Origin of the sequence: Variovorax sp. PBL-E5, from assembly GCF_901827185.1 — a bacterium.
Taxonomy (GTDB): Bacteria; Pseudomonadota; Gammaproteobacteria; order Burkholderiales; family Burkholderiaceae_C; genus Variovorax.
This window is the reverse complement of sequence record NZ_LR594671.1, coordinates 4,119,220-4,138,861: the sequence shown is the minus strand read 5'-3', so window position 1 is coordinate 4,138,861 and position 19,642 is coordinate 4,119,220. Positions and strand designations below refer to the sequence as shown.

The following is a 19,642-nucleotide window of genomic DNA, read 5'->3' as shown; positions in this document are numbered from 1 at the left end:
TCAGCCCACCTGCAGCACGGCCTTGTCCGGCAGCGTGCGCCACACCACCCATTCGCCGATCCCGGCATGGTGCGTCGGCGGCGTCACTGCGACGCCATGGCGGATCACCAGTTCGCGACCGCCCAGCTTCAGCGTGATCTCGAAGCCCGGCCAATGCGCCGGCACGCGCGGCGTCAGCGAGAGCCGCTCGCCGCGCACCGTCAGGCCCAGCAGGGTCTCGATGGCGGCGCGATGCATCCAGGCGGCCGAGCCGGTGTACCAGCTCCAGCCGCCGCGCCCGACATACGGTGCGGCGCCATACACGTCGCCCGCCATCACGTAGGGCTCGATCTCGTAGGCCGGCCCACGCACCGCATCGCGCGCGCGATGCGCGGGGCTCAGGCCTTCGAAGCTCTGCCACGCGCCCTCGATGTCGCCATGCAGCGCCTGCGCCATCAGGCCCCACACCGCGGCATGCGAATACTGGCCGCCGTTCTCGCGCACGCCCGGCGGGTAGGCCTGGATGTAGCCCGGGTTGTTGGACGAGTGGGCCAGCGGCGGATGCAGCAGGCGCAACAGGCCGGCGGGCTCGTCGTGCAGCTGCTGCTTCATCGAGGCCAGCGCCGGCGTCGTGTGCGCGTCGTCCGAAGCGCCCGAAAGCACCGACCAGGCCTGCGCGATCAGGTCGATGCGGCACTCGTCGTTGGCCGACGAGCCGAGCGGCGCGCCGTTGTCGAAGAAGGCGCGGCGGAACCACGCACCGTCCCAGCCGGCAGCGTGCAGCGCCGCGATCCAGCCCTTGCGCGCCGACTGCCAGCGCTGGGCGCGTTCGCGCTCGCCGCGCACTTCGGCGATCGGGGCGAAGCGCTCGACCACGCTGCACAGGAACCACGCGAGCCAGACCGATTCGCCGCGGCCTTCGTTGCCGACGCGGTTCATGCCGTCGTTCCAGTCGCCGGTGCCCATCAGCGGCAGGCCGTGCGCACCTGTCGCGAGGCTGCGATCGATGGCGCGCGCGCCATGTTCGTACACGGTGGCGGTGCGGCCGCTGATCTGCGGCGCGTAGTAGGCGTCCTCGGCGCCGGCGGGAATCGCGGGGCCTTCGATGAAAGGCACGACCTCGTCGAGCACCGACCGGTCGCCGCTCACCTCGACGTAGTGCGACGACGCGTAGGGCAGCCACAGCAGGTCGTCGGAGAAATGCGTGCGCACGCCGTTGCCGCCGGGCATGTGCCACCAGTGCTGCACATCGCCTTCGGGAAACTGGCGCGCCGCATTGACGAGGATCTGCTCGCGCAGCCGTGCCGGGTCAGTGAGCGCGAAGGCCATCGCGTCCTGCAATTGATCGCGAAAGCCGAAGGCGCCGCCGGCCTGGTAGAAGCCGGCCTTGGACCAGAGCCTGCAGGCCAGCGTCTGGTAGACGAGCCAGCGGTTCACCAGCGCATCGAAGAGCGCATCGGGCGTGCGCACCTGCAGGCGGCCGAGCAGCTCGTCCCAGAAGCCGCGCACCTGCGCCAGCGCCTGCGGCACGTCGCGCTGCTGCCAGCGGCGCGCCAGCTGCATCGCGGCTTCGGCATCGTCCGCATGGCCCAGCATGAAGGCGAAGCTGGCGCTCTCGCCGGGCGCGAGCGCGAGTTCGCCGGCCACGGCGGCGCAGGCATCGAGGCCGCTGCCGGCGCGCTGCAGCAGCAGCTCGGGCAATTCGACCGCGCCGCGGCCGGAGAAAAATTCGCTGCGGTCGCAGGTCCATTGCGTCGCGCCCTTCAGGCCCGCGAGCATCACGAAGGCCGTGCTGCCGCCGAAGCCGGCGCTCGACTCGCGCTGCTGGCCGAACGCCGCCGGCAGGTCTTCGGGCTTCCACGTGTGCACGGTGCGGCGTTCGCCGCGGGCCGCGCCGAGCTGCCATTCGACCATCGCCAGCGCTCGCAGGCGGCGCTGGCTGGTACCTTCGTTGCGCACGTTCACCTGCACCAGCTTCACGCGATCGTCGCGGTCGGCGAAGAAGGTGGTCTCCAGCATCATGGAGCCATGCAGGCATTCGAAGACCGTGTAGCCCTGGCCATGGCGCACGCGGTGCCTGTCCACGCCGCTGCTGCTGCCGCGGCCGGCCGGCGTCAGCGGCAGCAGCTCGCGCGAGTCGAGGTCCTGCAGCAGGTAGTGCTCGAAGGCCGGGTCCTGCACCGGATCGTTGGACCATGGCGTCAACTGGTGCAGGCGGCTGTTTGCCGCCCAGGTGTAGCCGGTGCCGGATTCGGAAATCTGGAAGCCGAAGGACGCGTTGGCGGCGATCACGTTGATCCATGGCCTGGCGGTGCGGCGGCTCAGGTCCACCTCGAAACGGAACTCGCCGCTGTCGGCATCGAAGTCGCCCTGCGGTGCCGTCACCGGCCCGGCCACCTGCGCCGCGGACGGCAGCACCGAGAGCGCGACGCGCGGCCCGATCTCGTCATCCGTCGGACCGGTGGCGGCGTCCCGCAGCGCCGCCACCTGCACTTCGAGCGCCCGCCCGTCCGCGGTGAAGACCGCGCGGGCCAGGCTCGACAGCGCTGCCTTCTCCGAGGGCGCGACTTCCTGGTCGCGCAGCAGATAGAAGCCGGCCGCATCGTTGCGCGGGAAACTGTTCTGGGTCTGGTTCGCCACCCGGTCGCGCAGGGCTTCGATCTCGCGCTGCAGCGGCATCAGGTAGGAGTTGGGCTCGCCGTTGAGCACCACCAGGTCACAGGCCACGCCGCCGAAACCCCACCACGGCTGCGCGCGCAGCAGGGTGTCGACCAGGCCCTTGCCGGCCAGCGAATGGATGTAGACCAGCACGATCGGCTTGTCGCCCGAAATGCCGAAGCGCCAGATCTGCCGCAGGTCGATCAGGCCGCGGTCCTTCATCACGCGCGGCGTGGTGTAGGTGAGGATGGTGGTCAGGTCCTGCAGCGCCAGGTTCTTGGCGGGGTCGATGCTGAGGTCGCGCAGGCGCACCTGTGCCAGCGTGGCCGCCATGCGCATCGCGCGCTCGACGTGCATCGGCTGCAGGTAGCGGTCGATGCAGGGCATCAGGTCGTCGATGTTGTCGTCGGCCGCGGTCGCGAAGGTCACGCGCGCGGTGGCGCCGGGCGCGATCGTGAGGCGCACCCGCAGCGAGGCGATCGGATCGAGCCCGGTCACCGGCGCGCCGTCGGCGGCCATCGGCTGCGCATCGAGCGCCGGCGCGGCGAGCGAGCGGTTGCGTCCGACGAAGGCGCGCCGGTCGACCATGCAGTCGATGGAGAGCACTTGCGCATCGGCCGAGGCCACGAAATGCGCCGCGGCCACCACCGGATCGCCATGCAGCCGGGGCTTGCGCCACATCAGCAGCGCGCGCCAGCCCGGCTCCCAGCGCGACTCGATGAACATGTTGGCGAAGGCCGGATGCGACTCGTCGGCCTTCGGGTTCGACAGCACGGGCTCGAAGTACGAGATGAGCTCCAGCGTGCGCGTCTCGCTGCCGCTGTTGTGCAGCGCGACGGTGCGCAGTTCGGTGTCGTCTTCCGGGCTGATGAGCACGGTGGTGCGCGCCTGCAGCTCGGGTCCGCTGGCGTCGAACTGCACCTGGTCGGCCAGGAAGCGGGCCCGGTAGCGCCAGCCCTCGCCCGGCGCGGGCAGCGCGGTCAGCGAGGTGAGCGCGCCGCTCTGCACGTCGCGCACGTAGAGGAAGGTGCCGTAGCCGTCGCGCAGCGGATCGTCGCGCCAGCGGCTGACGTTGAAGGCGCGCCAGCGGCTCACGCCCGCACCGTTGGCGCGCAGCGCGACGGTGTAGCTGCCGTTCGACAGCAAGTGCGTGGGCTGGAAGGCCGGCGCCATCGGGTCGACCACGCGCGGCTGGAACACGGGCGCCGTCTCGCCGGTGGCCGGCTCGGGCGGCGTGCGCGGATCGGCACTGCCGATGATCTGGCGCGGCGTGCGCTCGTGCAGCAGCGCGTCGTGCGCCTGCACCAATGGCGAGCTGCCGAACCAGCGGCGCGGCGCGTCGTCGCAGACCGCGTTGCACAGCGCCACCAGCGACATGCCGTGGTGATGCGCCATCACGTTGCGCACCACGGTGAAGGGCTGGCCCTCCGGCTGGCGCGAGACGGTGAAATCGATCGCGTCGAAGAAGCCGAAGTCGCCGCGCGCGCCGAGCGATTCGAGCAGCTTCAGGTTGATCACCGCATCGTCGGGCGCCAGCAGCGTCGCCATCGCGGTGGCGTAGGGCGCGACCACGCGGTCGGTCGGCGGCGTGCGGCGCAGGGCCAGCCGCGGCACGCCGAAGGGCGAGTACTGGTAGGCGAGCGAATGGTCGCGTGCGAAATAGGCCGACTCGGAGACGCCCCAAGGCAGATCCTGCACGGTGGCGAAGGTCTGCTGCTCGATGATCGCGGCCAGGTTCGCGACCTGCAGCAAACCGCCTTCGGGCTCGGCCATCACCAGTGCCGGCATCAGGTACTCGAACATCGAACCCGACCAGGACTTGAGCCCCGGCTTCACGCCCACGGACAGGAAGGGCCGCCCCAGCGCCATCCAGTGGCGCAGCGGCACGTCGCCCTTGGCGATCGCAAGGAAGCTCAGCAGGCGCGATTCCGAAGCGAGCAGGTCGTAGTAGCTCGCGTCGAGCACGTTGTCCTCGACCTGCAGGCCGATGTGGAAGAGGTGGCGCTTGGCGTCGTAGAGGCCGCGGAAATCCATGCCGGCGCACAAGGCCTCGCAGCGCCGCGCGAGGGTTTCGAACGCCGTGCCCGGCGGGCTTTCGGCATCGAAGTCGCGGCAGGCCTGCGCCACCGCGACCAGGTGGCCGGCCAGGTTGCCGCTGTCGACGCTGGACACATAGGCCGGCGGCAGCATCTTGAGCGACTGCGTGTCGTACCAGTTGAAGAGATGGCCCTGGTGCTTGTCGAGGCGGTCGACGGTGTCGAGCGTGGCCGTGAGCCGCGCGGCGAGCGCGTGCGTGTCGATCCATCCGAACTCGCGCGCGCAGCAGCACGCCAGCAGGTACATCCCGATGTTGGTGGGCGAGGTGCGGTGCGCGACCGTGGGCTCGGGCTCGAGCTGCAGGTTGTCGGGCGGCAGGTGGTTGTCCTCCGGGCCGACGACATGCTCGAAGAAATGCCAGGTATCGCGCGCGATCTGCTCGAGATAGACGCGATGCGCGGGGTCGAGCGCGCCCTCGGCCGCGGCCGGCACGCGGCTGCTCCACCAGGCGACGAAGGGCGACAGCGCCCAGAGCAGGAAGAGAAGGGCACCGACCCAGGGATGCGGGCTCAACGCCGCGGCCAGCGCCAGCAGCACGCAGAGGCTGCTCGTGAGCGCGCCGCGGCGGATGAAGGGCGCCAGCTCGTACCGGGCCTGCGCCTGCGCTTCGGCCGCAGTCGTCCATTCCAGCAGATGCCGGCGGCTCACCGCCAGCCGCCATGTGGCGCGCGCCGTGGCGTCGAGCAACTGCCGCGTCTGTGCGGCAAGCCGCACGAAACGCCATGCGGCGCCGGCGAGCGCACGCAGCAGCTCGGTCGAGCCGACATCGAAGAAGTGGCGCAGTTCGATCGAGCGCCGGGTCGGCACCAGTCCCGCGAGCGCACCGAGCAGCGGCCCCAGCACGAGCGCCGCGGCGACGGACGCGAAGGCCCAGGGCAGCGGAAACGAATCCGTGAAGACCACCCAGGCCAGCAGCACGGTCGATGCCGGCACCACCATGGCGCGGCGCAGGTTGTCGCCCATCTTCCAGAGGCCCAGCGCATCGATGCCGTAGCGCCGCGCGCGCAGCATCAACGGCAGCAGTTGCCAGTCGCCGCGTGTCCATCGGTGCACGCGCGACGCGGCGACGCCGGCATGGTGAGGATGGTCCTCGATCAGCACCAGATCGCTCACCACGGCGCAGCGCGCGACCGTGCCTTCGAGCAGATCGTGGCTGAGCACCGCGCCCTCGGGCAGGCGGCGGCCGAGCGTCGCGTGGACGGCCTCCACGTTGAGCAGGCCCTTGCCGGTGAAGGAGCCGGTGCCGAACACGTCCTGGTAGATGTCGGACGCGCTGCTGCTGTAGGGGTCGAATCCGCACTGGCCCGCGAACAGCCAGTGGAAGAACGAGCGTTCGTTGCGTTGCGGAAAGGGGGTGGCGATGCGCGGCTGAAAGATGCCGAAGCCCGCGACCACGCGGCGGCTGGCGGCGTCGATCTGCGGTGCATTCAGCGGGTGGGCTGCCACGGCGACGAGCTCGCGCAGCGCGCCCGGCGGCAGGCCGGTATCGCCGTCGAGCGTCATCACGTAAGGGATGCGCGCAGCCAGGCGCAAGCCCGGCGCCATCGGAAGAAATCCGCTCGCGTCACCCGCGGCCAGCAGGCGCAGCAGCATTTCGATCTTGCCGCGCTTGCGTTCCCATCCCATCCATCGCTGCTCGGTCTCGGACCAGCTCCGCGGACGGTGCAGCAGCACGAAGCGCGGGGTTGCGGCATCGGGCGCCGGATAGGTCTGGTTGAGCACGGCGATGCGTTGCAGCGCATCGTCGAGCAAGGCGGCGTCGCCGGGCATCGATGCGAGCCGCGCATCGGCCCAGTCGGTCAGCAGCGCGAACTGTGCATGGTCTTCGCGGTTGGCCAGCCAGTGCAGCTCGAGGCGGTGCACGAGCCCGGCATTGGCCTCGACCGAACTCAGGAACGAGGGAATGACGACCAGGACGCGATGGGCTTGCGGAATGCCGGCCGCGAACTCGAGCCGAGGCAGCCGCCGCACGCGCACCGACTCGGCGACGATGCGGTGCACCAGCGCCATCACCGCTTCGGACAGCGGCCAGGCGAGCAGGAACAGCGCGACCACCGCAGTCCATCGCGCATCGGGCCAGCCGTTGCGGTCGAGGCCGTGCACGGCGGCCACCAGCAGCAGCGCGGTGCTGGCGACGATGACGAAGGCATAGAGCGGCAGGCGCCAGTCGCGCGCGGCGCTGGCACGGGGCAGCGCGGCCGCCTTCGCGCCGCGTCGCGGATTCAGCGCCGTGGCCAGCGCCGGACGTCCCTGCCCGAAGAGGTAGTAGCCCGCGGTGCGTTCGGCGCGCGACCAGCGGGTTTCGTCGTCTTCCTCGGCCGGTGCGAGACTGGCCGCGTCGAGCGCCAGACGCACCACGGCCTGCGCGACCTCGCGTTCCGGCTGGCGGCTGGTGCGCGCGATCTGTTCCATCGCGTGCGTGATCTGCTGGCGCGTGAGTTCGCTTTCGCGGCTGAAGCTCGGCAGTTCGCGCAGCACGCGCAGCGAGCGGCTGACCGGCTCGATCAGGTCGGCCCATTCGACCTGCCCGACCATGCGCAGGGTCGTGATGATGTTGCCGACGGTGAGGTTGGCCGCGGCCTGCGCGGTCTGCGCATCGCCGATCAATGCGGGGCCGTTCGGGCAGTGCTGCTCGGTCCACTTCACCAGGGGCGCGACCTTTTCGTCGTGCTCGACGGGCACGCGCTGCCACAGCTGCGTGAGGTAGCTTTCCTGCATGCCGCGGCTCTGGAGCGCGCGGTAGAGCACGTCGAGGTCCTGCGTCGACAGCGTTTCGGCCGCGTCCCAGACCGCATGCGCGACCTCGCGCGCCACCTTGCTCTCGGCAATGCTTTCGGCCACGCGCCGCAGGTTCTCGAGCAGCACGACGCGCAAGGTCGTCGGCAGCGCCCACAGCTCGCCGAGCGTGAGTTCGTCGATGTCCTGGTAGGCATTGAGGAAGGCGGTGAACAGCTCCTTGTTCAGCACGCTGTCCGTGTGCGCGACGTAGGCCCACGCGATGCCGTAGACGCGCGGCAGCCCTGCCAGCGGTGGCGCGGCGAGCTTGGGCAGTCGCGCGTAATAGCTGCGCGGCACGCCTTCGCGGATCTGCTGCAGTTGCGCTTCGACGAGGTGGAAGTTGTCGAGCAGCCACTCGGCTGCCGGCGCGACGTAGCGGCCGCTGCGGGAGGTGAGCGCGATGTAGTCGAAGGCCTGGCGCAGCGACTCGAGGTTCTTGTCGACGCGCGGAAAGAAGGGCGTGGCGTCGCCGCGCGAGGCCTCGCTCTGAATGGCCTGGGCACGCGCCAGGCTGTGGCCATGCTGTTCGAAGCGCTGGGCGCCGAACAGCTCGGCCCGGATGGGAGGCTCGACCGGCTCGTGGGGGCCGAGGAGAAGCTTGCGCGCGTACTGTGTGAGCGAATCGAGCCGGTCGACGACCGCCGCGGCGCTCAAGCGATTGCGAACAGTCCGATGCCGAGCACCACGGCCACGCAGGCCATGGTCACGATGCGGCCGGCGGCGACCGAGCGCACCCGTTGCAGATGGCTCCTGACGGAAAACCACCGGCCCTGTGCGCTGGCGCAATGTCGCATGTGGGAGGCAAGCGCTTCGAAATCGCCGGTGACGAAGTCGATGTGGGAACGGGCAAGCGATTGCGGGGAAGACATGGCGGGATTCCTGTGAACGACCTTTGAAGCCGCCGCGCGATTGCGAGAGCTGAGAACGTGGAGGACAGGGTACTCCCTATCCGGCCGACCCCCCCGTCGCCTTCGCCGGCTGTTCACGTAGGAGAGCGCGCACAACGTGCGCGCCGCGCGTCAACCGGTGTTGCGCAGCCCGGCCGCGACGCCGTTGATGGACATGTGGATGCCGCGCTGCAGCCGATCCTCGTCCTGTCCGGCACGGTAGCGCCGCATCAGCTCGACCTGCAGATGGTGCAGCGGATCGATGTACGGGAAGCGGTAGCGGATCGAGCGCTGCATGTCGGCGTTGCCTTCCAGGCGCTGCTTGGCGCCCGTGATCAGCGTCAGCGCATCGGAGGTGCGATGCCATTCGGCCTCGATCATCGCGAACACCTTCTGGCGCAGCTTGCGGTCGGCCACCAGTTCCGCGTAGCGCGAGGCCAGCGCGAGGTCGCTCTTGGCGAGCACCATGTCCATGTTCGACAGCAGCGTGCGGAAGAAGGGCCACTGCGCATACATGCGCTGCAGCAGGGCCTGGCGTTCCTTGCGCGCCGCGGCGCTGCCGTCCGTGGCCAGGAAGCTTTCGATCGCGGACCCGAAGCCGTACCAGCCGGGCAGCGTGAGACGGCACTGCCCCCAGCTGAAACTCCAGGGGACGGCACGCAGGTCGTCGATGCTCCGGCTCGGGTTGCGCGAGGCAGGCCGCGAACCGATGTTGAGTTCGGCGATCTCGCGGATCGGCGTCGCGCTGAAGAAGTAGTCGCCGAAGCCGGGCGTCTCGTAGACCAGCGCGCGGTAGGCCGCCATGCTGGCGGCAGAGAGTTCGGCCGCGGCCGCGGTGAAGGTGGCCGGCGCGGCCTTGGTCGCCGGCAGCAGCGTGGCTTCGAGCGTGGCGGCGACCAGCGTCTCGAGATTGCGCCGGCCGATCTCGCGGTTGGCGTATTTGGAGCCGATGACTTCGCCCTGCTCGGTGAGGCGGATCTGTCCGCGCACCGTGCCAGGCGGCTGCGCGAGAATGGCCTGGTAGCTCGGGCCGCCGCCGCGACCGACGGTGCCGCCGCGGCCGTGGAACATGCGCAGCCGGATCGGCACGCCGGATTGCGCGTTGAGCTCATCGAACATCGCCACCAGCGCCAGGCCGGCGCGGTAGAGTTCCCAGTTGCTGGTGAAGATGCCGCCGTCCTTGTTGCTGTCGCTGTAGCCGAGCATCACGTCCTGCTCCGCACCCGAGCGCTGCAGCAGCGCATGGATGCCGGGCAGCGCATAGAAGGCCCGCATGATCGGCGCCGCGTTGCGCAGATCCTCGATGGTCTCGAAGAGCGGCACCACGATCAGGTCGGCCGTGGCGTTGTGCTCGAGCGTGCCGCGCAGGAGGCCGACTTCCTTCTGCAGCAGCAGCGCTTCCAGCAGGTCGCTGACGGTTTCGGTGTGGCTGATGATGTAGTGGCGGATGGCCGCCGCGCCGTAGCGCGCACGGGCGGTGCGCGCGGCAGCGAAGATCGCGAGTTCGCTCTGCGCCAGCGGCGAGTAGCCGGCATCCGGCACGCGCAGCGGCCGCGCGTCGTCGAGCAGGCGCAGCAGCAGCGTCTGCTTGGCGTCCTCGGCCAGCGCCGCGTAATCAGGTTCGATGCGGGCGGTGGCGAGCAGTTCGGCCACCACGGCCTCGTGCTTGTCCGAGCTCTGCCGCAGGTCGACGGTGGCGAGGTGGAAGCCGAAGACCTCGACCGCGCGGATCAGCGGGCCGAGGCGCGGCGTGACCAGCACCGCGCCGTGCTTGTCGGCGAGCGACTCCTCGATGGTGAGCAGGTCGGCGAGGAATTCTTCGGCATGGACATAGGGGTTCTGCGGTGCGACGGCGTGGCGCGCGGCCTCGCCGCCGGTGAGCTCGCGCAGCGTGGCCGCCAAGCGCGCGTAGATGCCGGTCAGCGCGCGGCGGTAGGGCTCGTCGACGCGGTGCTCGTTCTTGTCCGGCGAGCGCTCGGCCAGCGCCTGCATCTCGACCGAGACGTCGATCAGCGTGGCCGACAGCGACAGCTCGCCGCCGAGGTAATGGACCTCGGTCAGGTAGTGGCGCAGCACCAGTTCGGCCTGGCGGCGCAGCGCGTAGTTGAGCGTGTCGGCGGTCACGTTCGGGTTGCCGTCGCGATCGCCACCGATCCATTGGCCCATGCACAGGAAGGAGGCGACGGAAGGCGTCGTGCCGTTCTGGCCGAGCGCTTTTTCGAGGTCGGCATAGACGCGCGGAATCTCGCGCAGGAAGGTGGCTTCGTAATAGCTCAGCGCATTCTCGATTTCGTCGGCGACGGTGAGCTTGGAAAAGCGCAAGAGCCGCGTCTGCCAGAGTTGCGTGACGCGCGTGCGCATCTGCGTTTCGTTGTCCGCGTATTCCAGTGGCGTCAACGCATCCTTGCCGCCGGCGAAGGCCTGCCGGCGCCACTGGATCTCGTCGCGCGCCGCGAGCAGCTGCGCGATCGCGCGCTCGGCATCGAGGATGCTCTTGCGCTGGACCTCGGTCGGGTGCGCGGTGAGCACCGGCGACACGTAGCTGTGCGCGAGCGACTCGACCACGGCCTCCTGCGTGATGCCCGCCTTGCGGATGCGCGCGAGCGCGGTCTGCAGGCTGCCCTCCGCGCTCTCGCCGCTGCGTTCGGCCTCGGTGCGGCGACGGATCTGGTGGCGGTCCTCGGCCAGGTTGGCCAGGTGGCTGAAGTAGGTGAAGGCGCGGATCACGCGCACCGTCTCGGCGGCGCTCAGGCCCTTGAGCAGCGTCTTGAGCGCGCGATCGGCGGCGTGGTCGGCGTCGCGGCGGAAGGCAACGGAGAGGGTGCGGATCTTCTCGACCAGCGCGTAGGTGTCCTCGCCTTCCTGTTCGCGGATCACGTCGCCGAGGATGCGGCCGAGCAGGCGGATGTCGTCGATCAGCGGCTGGTCTTCGCTGTGCCGCCGCTTCGACACGGCGGGTGCGGGGCTCGTCTTCTTCTTCATTCGAAACTTCTCCTCGTCGGGGTGAGCGGTGGCATCGTTGCTGCGCCGCAGCATGCTAGCATCCCTCCGCTTCTCTTCATCATTGGAAAACGGCTGTGAGCAACATCGTGATCGCCACGCGCGAAAGCCGCCTGGCCATGTGGCAGGCCGAGCATGTCAAGGCGCTGCTGCAGCAACAGGGCCACGGGGTCCGTCTGCTCGGCATGACCACGCAGGGCGATCAGATCCTCGACCGTTCGCTCAGCAAGGTCGGCGGCAAGGGCCTGTTCGTCAAGGAACTCGAACTCGCGCTCGAGCAGGGACACGCCGACATCGCGGTCCATTCGCTCAAGGACGTGCCGATGGACCTGCCCGAGGGCTTCGCGCTGGCCTGCGTGCTGGAACGCGAGGATCCGCGCGATGCGCTTGTCTCGCCGCGCTACGCATCGCTCGACGAATTGCCGCAAGGCGCCGTGGTGGGCACGTCGAGTCTGCGCCGCGTGGTGCTGCTGCGCGCGCTGCGGCCGGATCTGCGCATCGAACCCTTGCGCGGCAATCTCGACACGCGGCTGCGCAAGCTCGACGAGGGACATTACGACGCGATCGTGCTGGCCGTCGCAGGGCTCAAGCGGCTTGGTCTCGAAAGCCGCATCCGCATGGCCTTCGAGCCGGATGTGATGTTGCCCGCGGCAGGGCAGGGCGCGCTCGGCATCGAGGTGCGTGCGGATCGCCATGACCTGATCGCGTCGCTGCAGCCGCTCTCGCACCGGGCCGATGGATTGGCCACCGCGGCCGAGCGCGCCGTCAGCCGCGCCATGGGCGGCAGTTGCTCGATGCCGCTGGCGGCGCATGCGCGCTGGGAGCCCGACGGCCGCCTGCGCATCGACGCGGCCTGGGGCGATCCCGAAGGCGCGACGCCGCTGGTGCGGGCGCACTCGGTGGCGGCCGCAGCCGATCTCGCAGAGGCCGGCGCGCTCGGCGAGGATGCTGCGAGGATGCTGCGCGCTGCCGGCGCGCACTGAGATGCCGACGTCGAGAGTGATCGTCACCCGCCCCGCGCGCGAAGCGGCGCGGTGGGTCGACGATCTGTGCACGGCGGGGGTGGACGCGATCGCGTTGCCCTTGATCGTGATCGACGCGCTCGATGATCCAGCGCCGCTTCGCTCGGCGTGGCAGTGTCTGTCCGACTACGACGCGCTGATGTTCGTCAGCGCTGCCGCGGCCGAGTATTTCTTTCGCGATACGTATGCCGAAGCTGCCGCCGCGCTGCGCATGCGTTTCTGGGCGACCGGATCGGGCACGACGCGCGCGTTGCAGCTCGCGGGTGTGCCGGCCTCCGCCATCGACGCGCCGCCCGCCGATGCGGCGCAGTTCGATTCCGAAGCCTTGTGGGCGTGCGTGCGCTCGCAGGTTCGTGCCGGCGTGCGCGTGCTGGTCGTGCGGGGCGGCGATGCATCCGGACAGGCCGAGGGACGCGACTGGCTGGCGCGCCAGATCGCGGCGGCCGGTGGCACTTGCGACGCCGTGGCTGCGTACCGTCGGCTGACCCCGACCTTCGGAGACGTTGAGAAGAAGCTGATCGGCGAGAGCATGGACGGCCATTCGATCTGGTTGTTCAGCAGCTCGCAGGCGATCGCCAACCTGTGCCGCGCAGTGCCCGATATCGACTGGACGTCGGCACGCGCCGTCGCCACCCATCCGCGCATCGGCGAGGCCGCGCGGGATGCGGGCTTCGGTTCCGTGCAGGTGTCGCGGCCATCGCTGACATCGCTGGTCGCGTCGATAGAATCCTTCGAATGAGCGACGCCTCCGTGTTGAACGACGATCTTCAGGGCCCCGCGGTGCGTGCGCCGGTGCCGGCCCCGCTGCAGACGGTGCCTTCGTCGGCCGCCGTGCTGCTGTCGAGGATCGCATTCGGCCTGCTGGCGATCGTTGCACTGCTGGCGCTTGTGATCGGGCTGGCGCTGTGGCAGAAGGTCAACGGCATGCAGGAGCAGCTCGCGCGGCAGAGCGCCGATGCGCTGGCGCAGTCCCTGGAAGCCCGCACCCTCGCGCGTCAGGCGCAAGAGGTGGTGCGCGACACGGCCGCCCGGCTTGCGCTGACCGAAACCCGTGTCGGCGAAGTCGCCCTGCAGCGCGCGCAGCTCGAGGAGCTGATGCAGAGCCTGTCGCGTTCGCGTGACGAGAACCTGGTGGTCGACATCGAATCGGCCGTGCGCCTCGCGCTGCAGCAGGCGCAGGTCACCGGCAACGTTCAGCCGCTGCTGGCGGCGCTCAAGGCCGGGGATCTTCGTATCGCGCGCGCCGCGCAGCCGCGGCTGGCACCCCTGCAACGCGCGATGCAGCACGATGCGGACCGCCTTCGCAGCAGCGCAAGTGCCGACAACGGCGAAGCGCTCCAGAAGCTCGACGAGCTGATGCGGGGCATCGACGAGCTGCCACCGCTCAATGCGGTGGCCACGCGCGGCGATGGCCTGAATTCATGGCAGCCCGAACCGATCCCGGCAGATGCGCCCTGGTGGCAGCGCTTCCTGCTGATGGTCCAGGCCGAGGCGCGTTCCCTGTTGCGGGTCGGACGGATCGAGCGCCCGGAGGCGGTGCTGTTGACGCCGGATCAGACCTTTTTCCTGCGCGAGAACCTCAAGCTCAAGCTGCTCAATGCGCGGCTGGCGCTGCTGTCGAGGCAGATCGACACGGCACGCAATGAACTGGCCAACGTGTCGGCCTCGATCAACCGCTATTTCGATCCGGCCTCGCGCCGCGTGCAGGCCGCCGCGACGCTGCTGCAGCAGCTGCAGGCGCAGATGAAGACAAGCGAGCCGCCGCGCATCGATGAAACGCTGGCCGCTCTCGCGACGGCCGCTGCCGGGCGCTAGTCGAACCATGCGGGCGGTACTCTGGTTTCTCGCACTCTTCGGCATCGCGTCGGCGGTGGCGCTGTTCGCCGGCAACAACCAGGGCACGATCACCGTCTTCTGGCCGCCCTGGCGGGTCGATCTCTCGCTGAATCTGGTCCTGCTGATCCTGCTGGGCACCTTCGTGCTGCTGCATCTCGCATTGCGCGGCCTGTCAGCGCTGTTCTCTTTGCCCAGACAGGCGCGGCAATGGCGCCTGCAGCAGAAGGAGCGGGCCCTGCACGCCGCCTTGCTCGACGCGCTGGCGCAATTGCTCGCCGGCCGCTTCTCGCGTTCGCGCAAGGCGGCGCAGGCGGCGTTGGCGCAGGAGCGCACGATCGCGGCACTCGATGCCCACCTGCCGCAAGCCCAGCAGATACGCGTGCTTTCGCACCTGCTGGCGGCGGAAAGCGCGCAGGCCTTGCAGGACAGGGCGGCGCGTGATGCCCATCTCCAGCAGGCGCTCACCGAAAGTGCCGGCCGCAGCGCGCTGCCCGGCTCCGAAACCCGCGAGGGCGTGCAGTTGCGCGCAGCGCGCTGGGCGCTCGACGATCGCGATGCGCCTGCCGCTCTGGCGAGGCTCGAGGAACTCCCGCTCGGCGCACAGCGGCGGACGCTGGCGTTGCGTCTGCGGCTGAAGGCCGCGCGCCAGGACCGGCGAACCCTGGAAGCGCTGGAGACGGCCCGTCTGCTGGCCAAGCATCGCGCTTTTTCGGAATCGGCTGCACAGAGCATCGTGCGCGGGCTCGCGACGGAGCTGCTGTCGGGTGCGCACGATCCGGCCCAATTGCTGCGCGCCTGGAGCGAGCTGGAGACGCCGGAGCGCGAGATGCCCGAAGTGGCGATCCATGCGGCGCAGCGAATGGTCGTGCTGCGCGGCGATCTCATCCTGGCGCGCGCCTGGCTGCTGCCCGTGTGGGAGCGCATGGTCGAGCACGCGAACGGCCTCGGGGAGGCATGGCGCGTGAAACTCGTGCGCGCGCTGGAGGCCGGCCTCGAATCGATCGACGCCGAATGGCTGGCGCGCATCGAATCGGCGCAGCGCAACAATCCGCGAGACCCGAACCTGCAGTACCTGGCCGGCATGGCCTGCATGAAGCGTCAGCTCTGGGGCAAGGCGCAACAGTTGTTGACGCAGGCGGGCCTCGGGCTTCAGGATGCCAACCTGCATCGTCGCGCCTGGCAAGCGCTGGCACAGCTTGCCGAAGCCCGCGACGACGCCGATCAGGCGTCGGCCGCCTGGAAGCGCGCGGCCCAGACCGAAAGCCCCTGAGGCTACGCCCTGAAAGGGCAGGGCGCTATTTTTTTGATAGCAGGAGATACCAATGCATTGCATGTTGGGCGAGCTTGCGGCTATTGTTCCAGGACTTCTTTTTGGCCTCGGCCGTGTGTTTCTGCTCGTCCTGACGATCTACCCCAAGAAAGAATTTGAGTGATTCGGTTCCCTGAGGTACAGTCGTAACTGTTTGCAAAAGTATTCATTTAGAGTCACGACGCGGAGTTGGGTTTGAAACGTTTTCTATTACACGTCGCTGTATTTGCCTCGACCAGTCTGTTGCTGCAGGCCTGTGCGCCCCTCGCGCCCGGGTTCAGCTCTGCCAGCAGCGATGCGGCCCAGGCAGTCTCCCCGTCGGGTTTCTCGACCCCCGACATCGATCCGCCGCCGCCGGGGGCGATCACCGAGATCACGCCTGCATTGCTGCGTGCGCAGCGCGCGGCCGTGTCCAAGGCCTTGAGTCCGGACGTGATGGCGCTCATCGGCGAGCCGCAGCCCTACAAGATCGGTCCGGGTGACGTCGTGGGCATCGTCGTCTACGACCATCCCGAGATCGTCTTCAGCGCGACGCCGGCGACCACGGTGGCCGATCCGGCCAGCATCTCGCCCGCGCCCGGCTACATCGTCTCGGGTTCCGGCCAGTTGAGCTTTCCCTACGCGGGAACGGTGAACGCCGCCGGCATGACCATCCAGGAGCTGCAGGACACGCTGGTGCAGCGGTTGTCCCGTGTCTTCAAGTCGCCGCAGCTCAGCGTTCGCGTGGAGGCGTTTCGCAGCAAGCGCGCCTACGTCGAAGGTGATGTCGGAAATCGCGGCCTGCAGATCTTCACCGACATCCCGATGACCCTGGCGGAATCGCTGGCCCGTGCCGGCGGCGTGCTGGCGACGGGCGACCGCTCTGCCGTCACGCTTACGCGCGACGGCAAGACGACGCAGCTCGATCTGAATGCGATGGCCGACGCCGGCATCGCGCCAAGCCAGATTCCATTGAAATCCGGCGATCTCATCTTCGTGCGCAGCCGCGAAGAGCGCAAGGTGTCGGTGTTCGGCGAAGTCAGCCAGCAGGCCGGCGTCCTGATGCGCAACGGCAAGCTCAGTCTGAACGACGCGCTGACCGAAGTCGGTGGTGTCAACCTGGCTTCCGCGAACCCGCGCCAGATCTATGTGATCCGCAATGAAGCACAGGGCGGTCAATCGATCTTCCACCTCGATGCCCGGACGCCCACCTCGCTGGCCATGGCGGAAGGTTTCGCGTTGCGGCCCAAGGACGTGGTCTACGTCGACCCGGTCCCGCTGGTGCAGTGGAACCGTGTGCTGAGCCTGATCCTCCCGACGTCGACGACCGCGACCTCTTACCGCGATCTGAGCACTCGGCGAGCCGGACAGTGACCATTCAGAACGTTCTCATCGTGTGCATAGGAAACATTTGCCGCAGTCCGATGGCCGAAGGCTTGATGCGCGAGGCCTTGCCCGGCCGGGACATCGGTTCGGCGGGACTGCACGCTTTGCTCGGCCGGGGAGCCGACCCGATCGCCTGTGAACTGATGAACGAGCGGGGCATCGACATCAGCCAGCATCAGACGCGCCAGATCGAGCTCGAACTGGTTCAGCGCGCGGATCTGATCCTGGTGATGGACCGCGAGCAGCGACGTGCGATCGAGGAGCGCTATCTTTTCGCCGCCGGCAAGGTGTTTCGTCTTTGCGAGTTCAGCGATCAGGACGTGCCCGACCCGTATCGCGCGGATCGCAGCATTTTTCAGCGCTCGCTCGCGCTCATTGAGGACGGTGCGCAGCAATGGGTCAAACGAATTTCAAGAGTATCCAGTCGATGAATTCCTCTCTCACTCCCAAAACGACCCCTCCCCTTTCGAGCGCGGAGGAGGAGGACAGCCTCGACTTCGGGCACTACGTCGATGTCCTGCTCGCGAACAAGTGGCTGATCGCCATCATCACGCTGGTGGTGTTCGCGATCGGCATCGTGTATGCGTTCCTCGAACGGCCGATCTACGAATCCAACATGGTGATCCAGGTCGAGGATCCGGACACCGGCTCCAAGAGCATCCTGAGCCAGGCCGGTGGATTGGCCGACGTCAAGACGCCGGCCAGTGCGGAAATCGAGATCATCCGTTCGCGCAGGATCGTCGGCGAGGCCGTGGATGCCAGCAAGCTCTACATCGCGGCCAGTCCGCGTTACGTTCCCTATATCGGCGGCTGGATGGCGCGGCGCGCGACCGGCCTGTCCGATCCGGGATTCATGGGCTTCGGTGGCTATGTGTCGGGGCTCGAGCGCATCACCGTGGCGGATTTCGACGTGCCGGTTTCGCTGGAAGGCCGGCTTTTCACGGTGACGGCCAGGGCCGGCGGACAGTATTCGCTCGAATACCCGGGCCTGCAGGCGATCACGGGCACCGTGGGAACGCCGCTGAAGGCGAACACCGCGAGCGGGCCGATCGAGTTGCTGATCACCGAACTGGCCGGCAAGCCGGGTGCCCAGTTCAATGTGGTGCGCAATCCCAAGCTGCCGACGATCATCGGGCTGCAGTCGAGCCTCAATCTGGCCGAGCGCGTGAAGGCCTCCGGCATCATCAACGTTTCCCTGCAGGATGGCGACCCCTACAAGCTGGTGCGCGTGCTGAATGCGGTGGGTGACCAGTACGTCAAGCAGAACGTCGAGCGCAAATCTGCTGAAGCGCAGAAGACCCTGGCGTTCCTCGATGTCCAACTGCCTCAGTTCAAGAAGCAGATGGAAGCGTCCGAGGAGATCTACAACCGCTATCGCAACCAGAAGGGGACGGTTGCTTTCAACGAGGAAGCGGCGTTGATTCTTGGCCAGGCCGTGGATCGCCAGACGAAGCTGCTCGAAGCGCAGCAGCGCAGGACCGAACTCGAGGCCCGATTCACTGCCAACCATCCGAGCGTCCAGACCCTCGACACCCAGATCGCGACGCTGAAGACCGATATCGCCAACATCCAGACGCGCATCAAGGGCCTGCCCGCGATCCAGCAGGAGGCGGTGCGCATGGAGCGCGACGTGAAGGTGAATACGGATCTGTATTCGTCGCTGCTCAACAATGCGATGCAACTGCGGCTGGTGAAGGAAGGCAAAGTTGGCAACGTTCGTGTACTGGACGAGGCGATCCTGCCCGAGGCCCCGATCAAGCCGCAGCGCTCGGTCATCATCTCGGCCGCGCTGGCGCTGGGTCTGCTGCTGGGCATCATCGTCGCGTTCGTCAGGAATTCGTTCATCGAGCAGCGCATCCGCGACCCGCACGAGGTCGAGGCCGACAGCGGCCTGCCGGTCTTCTCGACCATTCCGCTCAGTTCCGCGCAGACGGCCATCGCCAAGCGGCGCCTGAGCGGCGCGACCGGCGTGCGCCTGCTGGCGATCGAGAATCCGGACGACAGTGCCGTGGAAAGCCTGCGCAGCCTGCGTACTGCGATGCAGTTCGCGATGCTGGAGTCGCCCAACAACCGCGTGATGATCTCGGGCCCGACACCCGGCGTCGGCAAGAGCTTCGTGACTGCGAACTTCGCCGCGCTGATGGCGGCTGCCGGACGGCGCACGCTGCTGATCGACGCCGACCTGCGGCGTGGGCATACGCACCAGTACTTCGGCCTGCAGCGCCATGGCGGCCTGTCGGAATTGATCGCGGGCAGCCTGACGGTGCAGCAGACGGTGCATCGCCAGGTGGTTCCCAATCTCGACTTCCTGGCCACGGGCCAACTGCCTCCCAACCCGGCGGAACTGCTGGTGTCCGATTCGTTCAAGACCACGCTGGAGCGTCTGTCGGAGCAATACGACCTGGTCGTCATCGACACGCCGCCGATCCTGGTAGCGGCCGATTCGTCGACCGTGGCGGCGCACGCGGGCACGGTGCTACTGGTCGCGCGGGTCGATCATTCCACCATGGGTGAACTCAAGGAAAGCACGCGCCGGCTGGCCATGAGCGGCAAGGCGGCGACGGGTGTGCTGCTCAACGCCATGAACGTCGGACGTCGCGCCTACGCTGCCTACAAGTACGGCCGCTATCGCTACACCAACTACAACTACGAGAGCATCCTGCCCGAAGAGCAGTGAAGAAAAGGGGCCAGGCGACACGCGATGTCGCGAC

General features: G+C 68.5%; 10 protein-coding genes. 7 read left to right on the top strand and 3 right to left on the bottom strand.

The features are described from left to right. From WDLP6_RS20115 to ppc, 3 genes are all read right to left on the bottom strand, one after another. Window positions 1–8,166 (bottom strand): GH36-type glycosyl hydrolase domain-containing protein, encoded by an 8,166-nt coding sequence (locus WDLP6_RS20115; RefSeq protein ID WP_162593780.1) that lies wholly within the window; start codon window positions 8,164–8,166, stop codon window positions 1–3. Next, the gene (locus WDLP6_RS20110) at window positions 8,163–8,381 is read right to left on the bottom strand and encodes a hypothetical protein (protein ID WP_162593779.1); all 219 of its coding nucleotides are present in this window, start codon (window positions 8,379–8,381) and stop codon (window positions 8,163–8,165) included. The genes WDLP6_RS20115 and WDLP6_RS20110 overlap by 4 nt, the downstream gene beginning before the upstream one ends. 150 nt (window positions 8,382–8,531) lie before the next feature. Beyond that, on the bottom strand, window positions 8,532–11,381 hold the full coding sequence (gene ppc / locus WDLP6_RS20105) for a phosphoenolpyruvate carboxylase (RefSeq protein WP_162593778.1): 2,850 nt from the start codon (window positions 11,379–11,381) through the stop codon (window positions 8,532–8,534). Window positions 11,382–11,518: 137 nt separating this feature from the next. On the opposite strand from ppc, the gene hemC reads away from it, so the two are divergent. The 7 genes from hemC (at window position 11,519) to WDLP6_RS20070 (ending at window position 19,608) form a co-directional block, all read left to right on the top strand. Further along, complete coding sequence (gene hemC / locus WDLP6_RS20100; protein WP_232077502.1) at window positions 11,519–12,382, top strand: hydroxymethylbilane synthase; 864 nt, start codon at window positions 11,519–11,521, stop codon at window positions 12,380–12,382. Between the two features lies 1 nt (window position 12,383). Then, on the top strand, window positions 12,384–13,160 hold the full coding sequence (locus tag WDLP6_RS20095) for a uroporphyrinogen-III synthase (RefSeq protein ID WP_162593776.1): 777 nt from the start codon (window positions 12,384–12,386) through the stop codon (window positions 13,158–13,160). Further along, window positions 13,157–14,236: a uroporphyrinogen-III C-methyltransferase gene (locus tag WDLP6_RS20090; RefSeq protein ID WP_162593775.1), complete on the top strand. Its 1,080-nt coding sequence runs from the start codon at window positions 13,157–13,159 to the stop codon at window positions 14,234–14,236. The genes WDLP6_RS20095 and WDLP6_RS20090 overlap by 4 nt, the downstream gene beginning before the upstream one ends. A 7-nt stretch (window positions 14,237–14,243) precedes the next feature. After that, complete coding sequence (locus WDLP6_RS20085; protein WP_162570577.1) at window positions 14,244–15,527, top strand: heme biosynthesis HemY N-terminal domain-containing protein; 1,284 nt, start codon at window positions 14,244–14,246, stop codon at window positions 15,525–15,527. A 234-nt stretch (window positions 15,528–15,761) separates the two neighbouring features. Then, entirely contained in the window at window positions 15,762–16,919 is a 1,158-nt protein-coding gene (locus WDLP6_RS20080; RefSeq protein WP_232077149.1) for a polysaccharide biosynthesis/export family protein, read from the top strand. Then, window positions 16,916–17,362: a low molecular weight protein-tyrosine-phosphatase gene (locus WDLP6_RS20075; RefSeq protein WP_332105590.1), complete on the top strand. Its 447-nt coding sequence runs from the start codon at window positions 16,916–16,918 to the stop codon at window positions 17,360–17,362. The genes WDLP6_RS20080 and WDLP6_RS20075 overlap by 4 nt, the downstream gene beginning before the upstream one ends. Beyond that, window positions 17,359–19,608 (top strand): polysaccharide biosynthesis tyrosine autokinase, encoded by a 2,250-nt coding sequence (locus tag WDLP6_RS20070; RefSeq protein ID WP_162593773.1) that lies wholly within the window; start codon window positions 17,359–17,361, stop codon window positions 19,606–19,608. Before WDLP6_RS20075 ends, WDLP6_RS20070 begins: the two co-directional genes overlap by 4 nt. Window positions 19,609–19,642: the final 34 nt, after the last annotated feature.